This window comes from Bacteroides sp. AF20-13LB, from assembly GCF_003603065.1.
In the GTDB taxonomy this organism is placed as follows: Bacteria; Bacteroidota; Bacteroidia; order Bacteroidales; family Bacteroidaceae; genus Bacteroides; species Bacteroides uniformis.
The window spans coordinates 214,759-231,057 of record NZ_QTMH01000007.1; the positions used below are offsets into that span (position 1 = coordinate 214,759).

Consider the following 16,299-nt stretch of genomic DNA (forward strand, 5'->3'; position numbering starts at 1 on the left):
CTATAAACTTGAAAATAGTTTACTATGTGGGTATATTGCAGCAATATTATCCGGAACATCAATTTGTGATAAATCACAATCGAAATGGATATTAGTAATTTCATTCGGAATACTTTCACTATTCAATGACGGTATATATATAGCAGGAATCAGTTTATAGGAATCTACTGCCTGTTGATAATCAAAATAAACATCATATACCTTTTCAAATTCAGAACCTAATGTTCGAAATATAATTTCATTTAACTTATACCGCAATTCCAATGAACAAATTTGAGTCTCTATGTCCTCTTTTAAATCAAAGATATTTTTTCCTATTCCAGATTGAATAACAAAGATCGAAGATATAATCAAATTGGTGTTTTCAGTGGGAGATAATTGATCATACGAAAATTTATGTATTCTATGAGATTTAGATGTGCTTTTTACCTCTATTTTATCTATTCCATCATTAAAATCATATACATCATTTAATGAAGAATGCCATGCTTTTAATAAATATTCCGGATTACTGGCTATAGATATAACAAACAACTCCGCCCATAAGCCTTGAATTGTTTTTTGTGGAGGTAAATTAAAGCATCGAAATAAATCAACCAATTTTTGTATTTCATCATGCAGTTGTTTTTGAGTAGGATAATTGCCTAATTTACTTAATACAATTTCTACTACATCTATGAAATAATTGATATAATCGACATTCTCTGTTTGCAATGCAACTATTGTATAGTAATTCTCTATCGGTTTATCCGTATTTGACAATTTCAATCTACATAATTGATTGAATTGAATAGAGATTAAATCCAATTTTATGTTCGAAAGCGAACTAATATTCGAACTAGCAATAAAAAAGATTGGAAACCCCTCATAAGATATGCCTATTTTATGCGTATCAGAAAAAGGAATATTATCAGCAGCATAACAATTATGCTCCGTCAAAATTTTTGTTTGTAGTTTACTAAATATGGAATGAAGTGATACTTTCATATTATTCTTCTGTTTCTACATAATTGATTGCGAATTCTTCCGGATAATATATCGCCAAAGTATAAGCCGTTCGTCCCGCCCATTGAGTAGAATTGCATTTTAGTTTTACATGATGAATCTGAATACAAATTGAGTCTTCAAATTTTATATTCGCATCACCAGGATATACGGTACTACCGGACATCGAACGTCCAGAATGCAAATTATTTATTCTAAATGTATCAATATCAAAAGCACGTTCGCGGGGTATTCCTCTATATGCCATTTGTATGATATATGCGTACTCTAATGCTCCTTGTTTTTTGGTACTTAAGTATTTTATATATCTTAAAGTTGCCTCTTTTCTTGCAGCATCAGGCATATTCTGAAATTTAAACTCTGTTAAAAATTCAATGATTCTCTGAATTGGAAGCTTGACATATCCATGATTTCGATCGTCCGTACCATAATTCTCAAACAATTTCAATTCTACATCTGCAAGGAAGCGGTTTACAAATGTGGTATTTTCATCAATTGCTTGGAACGCATTCATTTTACGCCATCCATTCAATTTTGTTGTTACAGTATGTTTAGATAAGATATTTTTTCGCGTGGCATTTAATCTATTAGAGATTAATAGTAGTCGCTCAACATCTTCAAGGTTTTTATTATCGAGAAGCCATTTTCTCATTTCTTCTTCATGCTCTACATATTCTTTGTATTCAATTATTACCTCAAAAGGTAAAAACACACGGCATGACCAAAGATAATTTTGCTTATATCCAAAAAAACGACATCGCTGTTGAATTGTATCTGCGGTAGATTTTCCGACACTACATCTCGGCATATATGTTACTGCAAGATGCTCTACAGTAAAACCCCGATTAAGCATATCTGCTCCAACCAATATGTGAGAACAACTGCTAGCCCAATCAATCTCTTTATTTTCACCTTGTCTCTTATTCCTGCTTATAACTAATTCAACATTGGTGTCAAGAATGATATCATCTATACAGCACCAGATATCCTCAAAGGATGGGGCTGACTCATTGTGAGCTTCATACATCCGTATAGATTCTGGATAACATTTTGCAAAGCTATCTTTCAATTCTTGGTAGCCCAGGTCTTGTTCTCCATTAGCTAAAATATTCGACCATGCATCAATGATATTTTTTATCCATCTATAAAATTTCTCGCTCGCATCTTGATCTCTATCCGCATGTATCATCATAGATAAAAAAGATTCTTTCTGTAAAAGTTTTACTATGATAGCAACACCCATTAAATGTAACTGTAAGGCGTTTACAAGTGAATCCGGACAATCAGCAAGGTTATTGTGCTTTGAATGAAAAACTTCTCCTTCAGGAATTGTTATGATTAAACCTGGCTCATCACAAAAAAAAGTTTTGCCACCAGTATAAGTTTTGCCAGGAGTCAAAACAGTATGATGCTTAGGTGATAGTAAGTCCATTATACTTATTAACAATGGTCCTTGCGGAGTTGCCGTATATTGTATGTAGGAATGGTTTGCCAAAGCCCCCTTTAATTTCATGATACTACTATATGTAGTTGTATATTCATCATCTTCCCATTCTTCTGATTTACTATTTTTGTAAGCATAGCCATTCAGACTTGCTTGATCAGCTTCATCATCAATAATTAAAACTCCTGCTTTTCCTAATGTCTGTTTAAGTTGCATGGAATTAAACATTGCAGCCAAGTCTGAGATATACTTATGATGTTTAAGCACTGTTATCAAAATAGTTGGTTTAGAACTAATATTCAAAGCATTGCGTATCCTTTGCGCATATTCTAAAGTCGGATTTTCAAAAAGTTTATAGTATGCGCTATTTGCACTTCCATTAATTAAATCCTTTCTTAATCGTTTAGTGGTCTGAGAAAGAAGATTGTTTTTAGTTCCGGCAAAGTATATAATTATACGAAACCCATTGTCGTGAGCAAGTGCAGAAAGCGTTGTGAAAGACATGGTTTTACCACTTTGTACATAACCTACCACTAGATTGGTTACAGACTGCACTTCATTTTTGTAGGGGTTTGTACAATGCGATAAGATTTCAATTGTTTCAGAACTCAATGTATCGATGCCATCTTCATCTAATTTTTGCCCAAAACGAGACAATAATTCCATTGTTCGTTCCCCTATGACTGGAGAAAAATCATTTTTATGAGTATTGAGTATTTCTATTTCCATAACTACTGCAAAATATTTTGATTAAATAATATACGCAAATTTGATGCGAATTTAGTGCCTTTATCTGGTGCCATAATTTCAGCTAACGTCAATGCCTTAAAAATAGCAACTATCGGTGCATAGTCCTGTCCTTTTTTAAAATGCTCAAATCTCGTAAAGAACGGATGTGCTAAATTAATTTTGCATGATATTGATTTGGTATCAAGAAATAGATTTTCTTCTGTGTCAGTAGTAATTACAGAGTACAAAGAATCAGTTTCTGTTTCAGTTACCAAATCCATTGTGAGGATATAATTTTTCCCATTGTATTGAAAAGATTCACTATAGCTATCAAGTGGTTTTGCATTTATAATTACATCTTCGTTTTTCTGCAAATATTGTTGGTTGCTAATTTTGGCTTCCACTTCACTAACTTGACGAGATAGTTGTTTGGGTTTTGCCTTCTTTTCCAAGTCCTTTTTTATAGCTTTGGAGATTTTTGTGTATTGATCTTTACCGCGTTGTCTATAATTATCCGTTTGCCCAAGAATATTCAGATTGTCCGCTTTTAATTCATCCTTTAAGGCGTCCATAAAAAGATATAAATCTTCTTCTTCTCTGAAACCATTTTTATTAAATGATACTTCAAAACCCTCTAATTCAATTTCTCCGAATAAACGTCTGTATCTAAAACTACCAGACTGTCCAAATATAACAGTTGGGAAATACCTCTCATCTCCTCCTCCAACAATTACTCGACCTCGACGCATTAACACTAAACCATTTGCTCCATTTTGGATTTTATCAAGTATTGCTATGAATCCTTTTGCTTTATATTCCCCCATTTCAAAATCTATTTCTTTTCTCCAAAGAATATTTTCACCATCAGGAGTTTTATAGAAAGGGGCATAAAGTATTCCATAATCTGGTGCTTCAAGACTTTGACCATTTACAATGATCTCAACATTCCCAGTTCTAAGGAACTGTCTGTAAATACTTGATAAGTGTCTGCGTATCTTTTCCATTTGCCCTGGTTTTGGCGCATTTGTGGATAATTGAGATAATATTATTCTTGTATAATGCTCATTAGCTGGAGCATTTTTCTCAATCACAACAAGTTCTTCCTTTTCCTCTGTTGTTACTTTTTGTAAATCAAATTCAGTAAAACGTTCAACATCTTCTCCTAAAGCTTTTGTATATACACACCATTTATTTGCGAGCCAAACAGATGCTGTTTTCATACCCATTCCAAATTCATTTAAGCCGGTGTCATCCAATGGAATATGCGCAGGCTCAAAAGCCCTTTGATAGTTTACAGCATCAATACCTGCGGCATTGTCAGATATTAAAATTGTTCTATTCTCCCAATCAACAGAAATCTCAATGCGAAGTTTGTAATTAGATTCTAAATCAAATAATTCTGTTTTATGATTCAAGAAACTTTGCACTGCATTATCTACATACTCTCCCAATGTATTTGAGACGGTATTGTTTAAATTTCGAAATGTACTATATACATTGGGTTTTAATGCAATTGACACCTTATTTATTTGTTTCATTTCCATCAAATAACAAATTTATTGCAATACGTTTTACAACTTCTACATTAACCGCATTTCCAAAAGCTTTAAATGCGCTGGCAATCGTATCAGGATATTCCGCCAATTCTTCCATACATTGAAGTTTGGCTCCTTCTTTTCTTGTCATGTACCGACCTTTTTCTCCATTGGGAGTTATCAACCACGGAATTATAGGAATTTGAGTTGTTGTTAACACCAATGCAGGCGAATAGGTCGGCAATTTCACACGCATTCCAGATGGACGGAACTGAATAATTTTATTATATATTGTAGGGTGTTCTTCATAACCACAATTCCATTCAAATTTTTGATGGCTATTTTCGAATCCTTCTTGCTTAATTTCATCAATCCATGCATCAATCCATGATTTATTATCTTGATAGAATTGTCGGTTCTGTCTGATGAATTGTTTTTTCCAATCCGGGAATTGTCGTCCTGTTTTAGGTTTTCCTTGAGAATATATGGGAAGAAGTTGCAAAAAATCATCTTTTGAGTTTCCAACTATATCTTCTCCAAATTTACCTTTTTTCCCAGACAATTGTTGCCGTTTCTGAAAGTAAGGTGCTACCCCCTCGTAATCATAAGTGGCACCAAATTCCATTGCCCAAATAGGGAATGTTGGTAGTGTACTCTTATTTTGAGAAAGTAAATCCAAGAATTTTTGCCATGCTGCCATGTGCTTTCTCGTGACTGGACGTAAAGACATATAGTCTGTATCTTCAGGAATTAGTATTTGAGAAATATCACAGTCAGGCCTTTCCTCATGTTTTGGAAATGCAAAAGTTTGCAACCCACCTCTACTTTTTAAACGACCAACAATATACATTCTTGTTCGATGCTGGGGAATACCAAAATAATGGGGAGATATAATATCTTCTTTTACCTCATAAAGCATTGATAGCTTTTCATGAATTACACGATACGTATTTCCTTTATCATGAGATTTCAAGTTAGGAACATTCTCAAGAAATACAAATTCAGGCTTGTGAAATTCGAGAACTTCCATTATTTTATTAAACAAGTTGCCCCTTTCTTTCTCATCCTGAAACCCTTGTTGTTTTCCTGCTTGTGAAAATGGTTGACATGGAAAACCACCACATAAAATATCATGTGATGGAATGTCCTTTTCGATATTAATAAGATTAATATCCCCAGCACACTTCATACCAAAATTACTCTCATACAAAGTGCGTAAATCTTGCTGGAGTTCACTAGCAAATACACATTTGCAGCCCAATTGCTCTAAGGCCAAATGGAATCCTCCTAATCCTGCAAATAAATCTATAAACTTATATGTTGGCATAATTGGATCGTTTTTAAATTTGGTGTCATAATTAATTTTTCAGACATCCAATAGGTACAACATAGACTCCATCTGTTCGCTTATAGGCAAAATCACCAACGCCTGTCAGCACCATACAAAAAGCAGGAGCTTTCATTCGAGATGTATCTATGATATTTGAGAGTGCCATTAATGTTTTTGCACCATCCTCAATCAATTTCTCTCCACCCAATTTTATTTCAATGAGACCATACGAACCATTACGCAAATGTACTACAGCATCACATTCCAAACCATTCTTATCTCTATAATGATAGACAGAACCATCTAAGGCATCAGCATAAACCCTAAGATCTCGAATACACATTGTTTCAAAAAATAACCCAAAAGTATTTAGGTCGTTAATTAAATCATTGGGACCTAAACCAAGGGCTGCCACGCCAACCGAAGGGTCAACATAATACCTTGTATCAGATGTACGAACCGCTGTTTTACTTCTCAAGTTAGGATTCCATGCCGGCATATCCTCAATTACAAATATTTTCCGCAAAGCGGTAAGGTACGCATCTATCGTTTCATCGCTGACATCCTCTGGTTCATTTGTTGATATGTCGGCAAGGATTGTGGCGATACTTGCTTGAGAGCCTTGATGCCTGGCATATGAACGCATAATTCTTTTTGCCCGTTCTGCATCTCGTTTTACATTGTCTACTCGTGATATATCGCTATTTGTTATCGCTTTATAATATTCTGTTGCCTGTAATAGTGCCGCCTTTTCTGTTTTCTTTTGCAAAGTTTTAGGCCACCCCCCACGGCAAACAACAAACGCAAGCACTGGCAATGTAAGTTTATTCAAGGCTCCTATTTTATCCGGGGCAAGGAACAGTTCCGACAGACTTATCTCACCTGTAGAATCCCCTGATTCCCACAAACTCATAGGACGCATGGTGAGCCATCCATATCTTCCAGTACCTGTGTGGTGAATTTCCTTAGCTTCGACAGGTACAGCAGAACCTGTAAGCATAAACTGCCCGTCTTCATCTCGGTGATCTACTTCAAACCGAATAGCATCCCAAAATTGAGGAACTTCCTGCCATTCGTCAATCAAACGAGGAGTTTCCCCTTCGAGCAAAAAACTAATATTGGTTTGAGCCATTTGCCTATATTGCTGTTGCTTAGTAGGGTCATCCATATAGATAACACTTTTGGCCTGTTGTTCAGCCGTGGTCGTTTTACCACAAGCTTTAGGTCCCTCTATCAATACAGCACCCATCGCCTCTAATTTATCACGCAGAAGTTGATCCGCTATTCGATTCTTATATTCCATACACCGTATTTTTCTGCAAAGATAGCTTATTTCTTTGTATTCCAAATCAATTTCAAAAATATATTTGGAAATTTGACGCAAAATCATTTGGAAATTTGGCTTTGTTTCGATTGGAAATTTGGCGTATAATTATTTTATACTATTGCGGTGATATTATTTACGGCATTTTCTTTGGAATATTCTCTATCTCTGACCTCATAATTAGGTATTAAGCATTTGCCACAGCCGTTTTCGTTTGGGCTTGCCCGTGTGCCACGAAATATCTTTCGGGGGAGCCTAATACCCCAACCGCCTTACGGCGTCGGGTAGGCTGCCATACAATCTGCAAGCAGAGGCGGTGGGATTATCCGATATATGACGGATTATAGAATGGCAGTCAAATGGATAAACAGCCTTTCCCGGTCGGAAGATTTTAGACCTCAATTCGCGAATAGGTTTTAACCGACAAAAGGGAGCTGAAAAAATTGTTACCAATAATTGTTTCTCGCGGGTTAAGAACGGATTTGCTTCTCCGACATAATCCGTTCATTTCTCAGCGGTCGAATTACGACCTTTTCCTTGTCGATAATGCTACCGGCATTCGAGTGTAAGAATCCTGTTTTAGAGTACGATTTCGGTCATCAAAGTTCAACCGCATTTCTTTTCAGTTGTTTGCATGAAACGGTTTACTTTAGTTTTCTTGCCCTATATATAGAGAAATACTAAACTAAACAGAATTATATATACCCGCGCGGGAATAAACTACACCTGCAAAAAAAACATCGGGAAACCAGAAAATTCGGCAGTTGCTTTAGTCGAATAATCCGTTTACTAAATTGACCGCATCGTCCTTTTTCTGATTGATGATTTTGGCGTAGACTTGCGTCATTTTCACATCAGCATGGCCGAGTAATTTCGAAGTGGTGTAGAGGTCTGCTCCGAGCGTCAGCATCATTGTCGCGAACGTGTGGCGGCTCGTGTGAAATGAAAACCGCTTATCTATTCCAGCCGCTTTCGCCCAAGGTTTGAGAAGCGTGTTTATCATCGTTGGGCTCGGCAAATCGAATACATGATCTTCCGATGTCTTCTCTCCACGTTCCGGCATCCACTTCAAGGCTTCGGGGGAAAGCGGCAGATAAATCGGCTCTTTGGTCTTTTGCATAGATACAGCCAAACGATATTGTCCCCTATCAACAAAGACATCTTTCCACTTTAAACTGATGATATCGCTTATCCGCAGTCCGCAGAAGCAGGAGAACAAATAAGCCTGTTTTACGGCTTCGTTTTTCATCGGAGCAGCAATCAATGCCCGCACCTCTTCAATGGTCATATACGACCGCTTGCTCTCCGGCAGACGGATTTTATCCGAATTGTTGATCTTCGTAAAAGGATTGACTTTTATAATTTCCGCTCGCACGGCTGCATTCAAAGCTCCGTTCAGAATGCGGTAATAGGTGTGTAGCGTAAAATTAGATACTTGTTTGCCCTTCGGTCGATATTCAGTCAATAGATAGTCGATATACTCTTGACAAAACGCCTTGTCGATTTGATCCATCGTTACCCGTTCTCCGGCATAATTTTTCAAGATGCGGATAGTAACTTGGATTTGGTTTCCATCTTTCTTTCCTCGCTTCGCCTGATTCTCTTTGTAGGTTTCCATCCAGTCCAGAAGAAAAACCTTTTCACGGGTTTCGATACCCGCTTCGCCGTTGGTAAGTTGAATGATTCGTTTCGATTTGATGGCATTGGCTGCGGCCATAGTCGTTTGATTCCGCACACGGGCATTGTTATCCGTTTCGGGGATAAGATACATCTTCAGATACTCATACGTCCGTTTGCCGTCCCGATAGATATCCAAATACAGACTTTTGTTTCCATTGGCCAACTCTTTCATCCGAAGACGGATAGGTTCTTTGACTTTTGCGGGCTTCTTTACTCGTGGCATAGTTCCTCCTTGCTTTACTCGTTATTCCTGCCACAAAGGTAGAAAGAATAATCCGAATTAAGGAACAAATAAGAAACAAAAATGTACCGAAAAAGAACCAAACAACAATAATCAAGTAAAACAAGAGAAGATGTAGATACAGCGTAATTACTTATTATACAGATTGTTTATTTTCACTTGATTAGTTTTTGTTTTCTCCTTCAATCTATACTATATAAATCTGGTAAATTTCAATGAATAGAGGCTTTTTGTGTATTGCTTATGCTATGCTTTGTCATAGCGTGGCTTACACAGCTACTATTCATAGGTTTACCAGAACCTCCGTCTTGGAGTTGGGTAAGGCCACGCTTTCTCAAATACTTCTGCCGAATAATATTTATAGGTTAAATATTATACTTATGGCAAAACTCCAATTACTTGCAATCACTACTCTTGACGGATACCTCTTCGACAGGACTGTTTCTTCCCCTTTGTGGGATAATCCGAACAAATATGGCCTCACCAAAATACGGGAACGTGCTACACAGACTCTCGGGCCGGATGTATCTTTCATCTCATTGACACAATGGAAAAAGAAAAATGAAGATATTTATTTCATAGAAGCGGCTCCGGATACAATTTCCGTTATAAGCAGCATGTTCAGATACTGGTTGGTGGATGAAATCATCCTTTTTGTCGCACCGTATATCCAAGGGGACGGCATACGTCTGTTTACAGAAATTCCCGGTCCTTCCTCATGGGAAATGACCGGGAACAAATGTTTCAGATCCGGTATTTGCAGGCTGGCCTACAAACGGATTGAATAACCTGCAATTATCTTCTTATCCTGACTGACTTGGTTTAGACAGGCATCTTATATTTCTCCCAATATTTTCTTGCCTTGTCCGGTCCTATCCAGTTCCGTTGGTCATCGATTCCCCTGTCCGAGAGTTGTTTCCTGACCAGCTTCTGGATATCAATCTCCCCTTTGGCTATCTTGATCAGCAGTTCGGAAGCAATCGTATTCAGCATTAAGTCCGGATTCAGTTCATCCGGTATCTCTTCCATTTCTTTTTTCATAAGTCGCTTCTTTATTTTTTAGGTTTATTATCCTTGAAAGTCATCTCAATCCTGTAATTGTCATCCAGCTCGAGTGATGCCTCATACTTCTTTCCTTTCTTGCTGGTAAACTTCAGATATCCGGTACGTTTCCCCGATAGCAGCAGGAGCATCTGATTATCCGTCAGTTCCCTGCCGTTGAACGTTCTAAATAACAGGAACCCACAATTGGGATCGCTGCATTTGGCGACCTTGTTAAAGACGATAATCGTTTCTGCTCCGCATTTGGGGCAGTTACAATGTGGCAAGTCCGGATGGTTAAGTTTCAGGGCAAGCAGTTCCGAGGTGATTTGTTGGGTATAGGAATTGATGCTCTGAGTAAATGTTTCCGTGGAAACTTTGCCGGTTTCGATTTCATGCAAGGCGCATTCCCACCCTCCGGTCATGCTCACGTTGGCGATCATCTTCTCTTTTACAATATCATATACTTCCAGTCCTTTGGGAGTGGGAATCAGTGACCGTCCGTTTCTTTCCACGTAGTGTCTGGCAATGAGCAGTTCGATGATTCCGGCACGTGTAGCCGGTGTACCCAAGCCGGAATCCTCCATTGCCTCTTTTTCCTTTTCATCGTCCAATGTTCTGCCACAACCTTCCATCGCAGCAAGCAGGCTTGCCTCAGTGAATATGGGCTGCGGTTTGGTTTTCTTGACCAATGTATCAATACCGAGCACGGGCAATATTTCGTCTTCCTGAAATTCGGGCAGAAGACTTCCTTCTTCTTTCTCACTGGGTTCGTTATAGATGCCTCTCCACCCCGGAACTTTGATTTGGCTTCCTTTTATCCCGAAAAGAACGCCGTTACAGTCCGCTTGTACGGATACCGTTTCTTTCAGGCATTTGCCGGAGAAAGCCTCCAACATGCGTCCCGCGATCATGGAATAGATATTCTGCTCGTCAAGGGAAAGCCTCTGGGGATAGTTCTCCGTAATGATTAACGCATGATGGTCCGTCATCTTGCTATCGTCCACACAGTGCCGGTTTAAAGGCTGGTTACAGAGGTTTTCCGCATGCCATGTGAAACGGGGATGTTGCTTAAGCAGGCCGATGAGGGAAGGGACTTGTTCGAAGATGTCTTCTGTGATATAGCTACATCCGGTACGGGGATACGAAATGTAGCCTCCTTCATATAATTTTTGAGCAATGTTCAGCGTCTGTTCTGCGGTCAGTCCGAGTTTGGTATTGGCACTTCGTTGCAGGGCGGTCAGGTCATAAAGTAGCGGAGCTTCTTCTGGAACCTCTTTCTTCTCCACTTGCACCACTTTGGCTGTCGTCTCTTCATACACTTTTTTACGGTCCACATCGAGTTTTTCCGGTGTATCATATTTCCCGGTACAGGTTAAGACGAGTTCTTTCCCTGCTTTCGTTGTCCGTAGCTGTAGCAGATAATAGGGTTTGGCTATAAAATCCCTGTTGTCCAGATATCGACGGCAAATCATGCCAAGTGCCGGTGTCTGTACTCTTCCCAGAGAATAGTTACTCTTGCCTGCAGCCATGCTCAAAGACAGGCTGGCATTCATACCGACGACCCAATCTGATTCTCTCCTGGCTTTAGCGGCACGGTACAGGTTGTCAAACTCCTTACTTGATTTGAGGCTATCAAATCCTTCCCGTATCGATTTTTCTGTCATGGAAGATATCCACAAGCGTTTGGTTTCCTTATGATATCCCAGATATTCAAGCACATATCTCATAATTAACTCTCCTTCCCGCCCTGCATCAGTACAGGATATCACTTGATCAGCCTGACCCAACAGTTTACGGATTACTTCCAATTGTTTCAGAGCCGTCGGATCAGCCTTGTATCCATCTTCGGTTTTAATCTGACGGACAACCAGTTTGAACGGGTCGGGAATAATAGGCAGCATCTCCTTTTCCACATGGACAATGCCGTAGTCTTGAGGCAGGGCCAATGCCAACAGATGGCCGTAAGTTCATGTGACGGCATATCCGTTCCCACTCAAGTATCCTTCCTGTTTCTCCGTTACGCCCAGGACCCGGGCAATGCTGCGTGCCACCGAGGGCTTCTCACAAATACAAATTGTTTTCATGTTACTTTCTTTTTTAATATGAATGACTATTTAATTTTTACACTCTTGACCTTTGATTTTTCTTTCCGTACCCTTTTCTTCGGTTCTTTGGGAATGGAGAGCTTCTCTTTCTTTTCCGATACTTGTATGCTTTCCGTCAGATTCGGCAGGGGTATTTCCTTTGCCGGAAAACGGCTGATTAAATCCATTGAGATTCCTGACATTCCCGCATTCAGTTTCACCTGATCTGCCGGTTGGAGGTATTTCTCCCCGTTCTTTCCGGTTGCCAGTTCGTACATGACTGTTTCACGGCCCTGGAGGATTCCTTCGTAATTTTGGTAAGGAAGGTTTGATTCAGACAGTCCGTTCTGCTGAAGCATCCCACAAATCTCATCGGGTGGCAATCCTCCGAACTTCCGGTCAAAAGGAGAAGAAAGAATGTACTTGTATGTTGCCAGAAGCTGCTTTTCATGGCTCATATCGGGACATCCTTCATATTCCTGCAGTTGTTTGATTTTCTTTTCAATGCTGTTCAGAGCTTTGAAAGTATGTCTGTCCTTATTCTGAATAGGCATACTACCCATTCGGACCAGTTCCATCTGGATACGGTTCAGGCTGGACGTTTCCCATTTATTCAACAGATTACTGCGATTGCTCCGGTAATCATCCCGGAGGATAGCGATTGGATTTTTGGTACGAAAGAATAATCCGATCCGTTTTCCCCATGAGGGTTCGTGGAGGTTGGACGCGCTCCAGCGGATCGTGTTGAAACGGTAAGTATCCATGAATCTCCTGAAATGATTCCGGCTGGTAAACAGGTTTCTGAAAGTTTGCAGGAATGCTTTCCTTCCGGCAGCCCTGCGGCTACGTGGTATCTCTTTTTCGGGAATGAATGTATTATTTATCAGTTCCATATGCATTATAATTTGGGCTTCGCCTGCTTTTTAACGGAAGCGGTTTTTGTCTTGACCTTTTTCTTTTCATTGCCACAGGACAGTCCGGGCTTGTCTTGCGGTTTTTCGGCTGTTTGAGCTTCTCCTTTCTTAGAAACAACAACAGGCGGGCTTACCCGATGATAGTTCTTCCGGACTCCATCCCTGTTTAACAGTGTTTGCGCCAATGACCTGGCAGCATTTTGTAATTCATCCATCTTCTGCCGGAAAGGATAATCCCGGTACAATTCCTTTTGCCGGGTAATCTCACGGATACCTTTCTCCACAAACAAGAAATCCTTTTTATAGGCAAACGATTCGTCTGCCGGTAAATGGGCGTATCCTCTGGCTGCTATGTCCTGAAGTGTCATAATGTTCCGGTTACGGATAGAGAGTTCCAATGCGCCGGCTGTGACAAACCGGTTGAGATTTTCTCCCGTAGGATGCATGTCGAAAGTGACGGACGGCTTGTAATTCGCCAGAATTTCCATCCCGGCCTGCGGCATGGTGGTCTGATTCCCGTTGGAGAGTTCCAGCATCCGGCGGGAGACGGTTTCTATCCGGTAAATATTCAATGACTCCACATCCTGCAAAGAGCTTGAGTAGAAATTGTCCGCTGTCGATTGCAGGTAATCCCGAAACTTTATAGTCCCGGAAAGTCCGTCATTGAATACGCGGACACCTTGTTCCGTTTCAGCTATGGTGTAGAACTGTTTGGCTTGCTTTCCTGCCGCAATCTTCTCCATCGCATCTTCGTGTGCAATAAAGCACTTATAAGCTGGTGAGTAGTCCAGATCCCGGATATTCTCTGCCGTCAGTTCCCTTTGGCATGCTCTCAAATAAGCCGCTTTCCGTAAAGGTACGGAGTTGTTTTCAGTGATGCCTCCGTAAGAGGCGATGAAACTGAGGGCTTTCTCACTGTCTTTCGCCGGTAGTTCGCTGGTGAAAGGAATATCTTTAGCAGGTATTCCCTCAAAATGCAGCAATAAGTTATCCGGTATGGTTTTCTGATCCATAGCAATCCGGGCGGTCAGATCCATAAATACCTGAAAAGAGTCCTTATCCGTCGGAACATACGACACGACCATGACAGTCGAGACTTGATTATCCGGCTGTAACACAATAAACAGGCTCTTTAAATCCGCTTTAGCGGTGAATGTATCTTTTATTTTTTCCATCCATGCAGGCATGATAATCAGTTTTAGATGCGGGGATTATGTGACTTGTTCTGACGGGAAGCCGTCTTTCTCTTTTCCGAAGCCGCCGGTCCGGTCAGTTGCAACGGAGGACAGGTCAGTCTGTATCTCAGGCCAAGTATCTTGTCCGCGAGTTGCTGCTGCCTGTTTTGAATATTGTAGAATGCCTTTTCACTATATCCCTTTTTGGATTGCAGTTCGGACATTTCTTGATCCAGCGGTTTAAAATTTCCTTTGTGGGTGAACTCCTTATAGCTTTCATTAGTATTGAAATCAGCCGGTAATCCGTATTCCCGTATAAAGAGCAGGGTGAATATCTCGGCATTCTCCGGCGTTACCGAAAGCCGGTAATCTTCCGTAAACTGTTTGAATGCATGGTATGTCGGCTCTATGGGATAGCCGCCTTTCTTCAACAGCTCGGATTGCTCTATCGGATACAATGGCATTTTCGCCAGCTGCCCGTAGAAAGGATTGGACCGGAAAAGGTCCAGATGCTTCTGCATGTAATGCTCCGTGCTATGGTTCGGGCAGGAAATATAGAATTCTCTGATTCGTCCCAGAGCCTGTACTTCCGGAGTGAAGAAACGGTCAGCCAGATATTGCAGGTAACACTGTTTATAGATGGCTCCTTCATCCGTGGCGGGCAGGTAGACGGCTCCTTTGGGAGTCTGGAGGGAAATGATGGGGTCTATCTCTTTGTTTTGCAGGCTGTCCGGGATAAGCCCGTAATCACGTTTCAGGATATAGGCCGCCTGATCCCGGATCTGTGATTTGACCTTCTCCTGTCCGCCTTTATTTTCAGCCGGAATATTCTGCAGCGCATTGAACTGGGAGTTGAAAGAATTCTTGTGTATGAACGGAATCCTTCTGGTTGTATAGTCTATCCCATAGATTCCTGCGGTTTCCTGTAAGGATAGTAACCGGAGTATCTGGGCATTGGCAATACTGGGGAGCACGTTATAGGAGGAAGCAAACTTGTCATAGGCATCGAATGTCGGTTCTATGCGGTGGCTCCTGTCCAGCCGGGCATTCCGCAGGATAGTCGCATCCAGATATTGTGCTTTCTCCGGCAGAAAAGAGTTTGTATATAAGGAGAAGGCATTGGGAGATGCTTGGAATGCCTTTACCACTTCTGCGTCCGGACGGGTCAGCTTGTACAGGTTGACAAACTCCGGTTTCTCTTCGTCCGTAATGAAGAAACGGTCGGCCAGATGTTGCATATAGGCATGGCAGCATGTCTTTCCAAAGCCGGAATATTCGAACAGAAGCACTCCTTTGGCGGTTTCCACGGCGGTCAGGGTTTCCGACGGATCGTCGTGGAGAGTATCCTGTGCCAGCGCGAACCGTTTGGCTTCCGGCTGTACAAGCAGGTGGTCGGCAAGTCCGCTGGCTACCAGCATGGGCAGGCTTTTTTCTTCATCGTGAGAATGCAGGTATTCCAGTCCGCGCAATGAGACATTGCCCTGCATGCTTCCTCCGTTCCGGGTGATGAATTTTTGTACCAAGCTGTTATCCTTGTCAAAGAGCCGGATATCCGGGTAGCTTACTCCTGCCGGAAACTGGTAGCGGCACAGATAAAGATCCGGCAAGTGGCTTTGGACAAGGGACGGCTTGTACATTTCCCTTTGCCGCTGGAGGTATTCGGTGAATCGTTGATTCATCATCGATACTTCTTTCTCCGGCATCAGGTGCATCTCCAGTTGTCGGGGTTGCCCTTCCAAGTCCTGGGTAACAAAGAAAATCATAATGTTTGAAATCTCTTGCTTTTGCATACGA

General features: G+C 40.7%; 12 protein-coding genes. 1 reads left to right on the forward strand and 11 read right to left on the reverse strand.

All coding sequences use genetic code 11. The features are described 5' to 3' along the window. The 6 genes from DWX62_RS10140 to DWX62_RS10165 form a co-directional block, all read right to left on the reverse strand. Positions 1-987: a PD-(D/E)XK motif protein gene (locus DWX62_RS10140; protein ID WP_070750560.1), complete on the reverse strand. Its 987-nt coding sequence runs from the start codon at positions 985-987 to the stop codon at positions 1-3. A gap of 1 nt (position 988) precedes the next feature. Next, complete coding sequence (locus DWX62_RS10145) at positions 989-3,178, reverse strand: Z1 domain-containing protein (RefSeq protein WP_070750561.1); 2,190 nt, start codon at positions 3,176-3,178, stop codon at positions 989-991. 2 nt (positions 3,179-3,180) lie between these two features. Continuing rightward, the gene (locus DWX62_RS10150) at positions 3,181-4,716 is read right to left on the reverse strand and encodes an ATP-binding protein (protein ID WP_070750562.1); all 1,536 of its coding nucleotides are present in this window, start codon (positions 4,714-4,716) and stop codon (positions 3,181-3,183) included. After that, entirely contained in the window at positions 4,700-6,040 is a 1,341-nt protein-coding gene (gene dcm, locus DWX62_RS10155) for a DNA (cytosine-5-)-methyltransferase (RefSeq protein WP_120172809.1), read from the reverse strand. Before dcm ends, DWX62_RS10150 begins: the two co-directional genes overlap by 17 nt. A 31-nt stretch (positions 6,041-6,071) precedes the next feature. Beyond that, complete coding sequence (locus DWX62_RS10160; RefSeq protein WP_120172818.1) at positions 6,072-7,346, reverse strand: DUF4143 domain-containing protein; 1,275 nt, start codon at positions 7,344-7,346, stop codon at positions 6,072-6,074. Positions 7,347-8,136: 790 nt separating this feature from the next. Beyond that, positions 8,137-9,270, reverse strand: a complete 1,134-nt coding sequence (locus DWX62_RS10165; protein ID WP_070750369.1) for a site-specific integrase — start codon at positions 9,268-9,270, stop codon at positions 8,137-8,139. 398 nt (positions 9,271-9,668) lie between these two features. Between DWX62_RS10165 and DWX62_RS10170 the strand changes: the two genes are divergently transcribed. Next, complete coding sequence (locus tag DWX62_RS10170) at positions 9,669-10,076, forward strand: deaminase (protein WP_182423308.1); 408 nt, start codon at positions 9,669-9,671, stop codon at positions 10,074-10,076. A 34-nt stretch (positions 10,077-10,110) separates the two neighbouring features. Here DWX62_RS10170 and DWX62_RS10175 read toward each other — a convergent pair whose 3' ends face one another. From DWX62_RS10175 to DWX62_RS10195, 5 genes are all read right to left on the reverse strand, one after another. Further along, positions 10,111-10,329 carry a hypothetical protein gene (locus tag DWX62_RS10175; protein WP_004318621.1) on the reverse strand — a complete coding sequence of 73 codons (219 nt, stop codon included), beginning with the start codon at positions 10,327-10,329 and terminating at the stop codon, positions 10,111-10,113. A gap of 11 nt (positions 10,330-10,340) precedes the next feature. Further along, the gene (locus tag DWX62_RS10180) at positions 10,341-12,233 is read right to left on the reverse strand and encodes a type IA DNA topoisomerase (protein WP_005680137.1); all 1,893 of its coding nucleotides are present in this window, start codon (positions 12,231-12,233) and stop codon (positions 10,341-10,343) included. Between the two features lie 209 nt (positions 12,234-12,442). Next, positions 12,443-13,315, reverse strand: coding sequence for a hypothetical protein (locus DWX62_RS10185; protein WP_004318625.1), 873 nt, complete (start codon positions 13,313-13,315; stop codon positions 12,443-12,445). After that, positions 13,315-14,517: a DUF6047 family protein gene (locus DWX62_RS10190; protein ID WP_004315703.1), complete on the reverse strand. Its 1,203-nt coding sequence runs from the start codon at positions 14,515-14,517 to the stop codon at positions 13,315-13,317. Before DWX62_RS10190 ends, DWX62_RS10185 begins: the two co-directional genes overlap by 1 nt. 11 nt (positions 14,518-14,528) lie before the next feature. Beyond that, entirely contained in the window at positions 14,529-16,295 is a 1,767-nt protein-coding gene (locus DWX62_RS10195; protein ID WP_004311887.1) for a DUF6047 family protein, read from the reverse strand. Positions 16,296-16,299: the final 4 nt, after the last annotated feature.

Excerpts from the sequence above, each read along its gene's own strand:
- DWX62_RS10170 (WP_182423308.1), top strand. The coding sequence starts at position 9,669 with ATGGCAAAACTCCAATTACTTGCAATCACTACTCTTGACGGATACCTC.
- dcm (WP_120172809.1), bottom strand. The coding sequence starts at position 6,040 with ATGCCAACATATAAGTTTATAGATTTATTTGCAGGATTAGGAGGATTC.
- DWX62_RS10190 (WP_004315703.1), bottom strand. The coding sequence starts at position 14,517 with ATGCCTGCATGGATGGAAAAAATAAAAGATACATTCACCGCTAAAGCG.
- DWX62_RS10175 (WP_004318621.1), bottom strand. The coding sequence starts at position 10,329 with ATGAAAAAAGAAATGGAAGAGATACCGGATGAACTGAATCCGGACTTA.
- DWX62_RS10145 (WP_070750561.1), bottom strand. The coding sequence starts at position 3,178 with ATGGAAATAGAAATACTCAATACTCATAAAAATGATTTTTCTCCAGTC.
- DWX62_RS10180 (WP_005680137.1), bottom strand. The coding sequence starts at position 12,233 with ATGCTGCCTATTATTCCCGACCCGTTCAAACTGGTTGTCCGTCAGATT.
- DWX62_RS10140 (WP_070750560.1), bottom strand. The coding sequence starts at position 987 with ATGAAAGTATCACTTCATTCCATATTTAGTAAACTACAAACAAAAATT.
- DWX62_RS10195 (WP_004311887.1), bottom strand. The coding sequence starts at position 16,295 with ATGCAAAAGCAAGAGATTTCAAACATTATGATTTTCTTTGTTACCCAG.
- DWX62_RS10165 (WP_070750369.1), bottom strand. The coding sequence starts at position 9,270 with ATGCCACGAGTAAAGAAGCCCGCAAAAGTCAAAGAACCTATCCGTCTT.
- DWX62_RS10185 (WP_004318625.1), bottom strand. The coding sequence starts at position 13,315 with ATGCATATGGAACTGATAAATAATACATTCATTCCCGAAAAAGAGATA.
- DWX62_RS10150 (WP_070750562.1), bottom strand. The coding sequence starts at position 4,716 with ATGAAACAAATAAATAAGGTGTCAATTGCATTAAAACCCAATGTATAT.
- DWX62_RS10160 (WP_120172818.1), bottom strand. The coding sequence starts at position 7,346 with ATGGAATATAAGAATCGAATAGCGGATCAACTTCTGCGTGATAAATTA.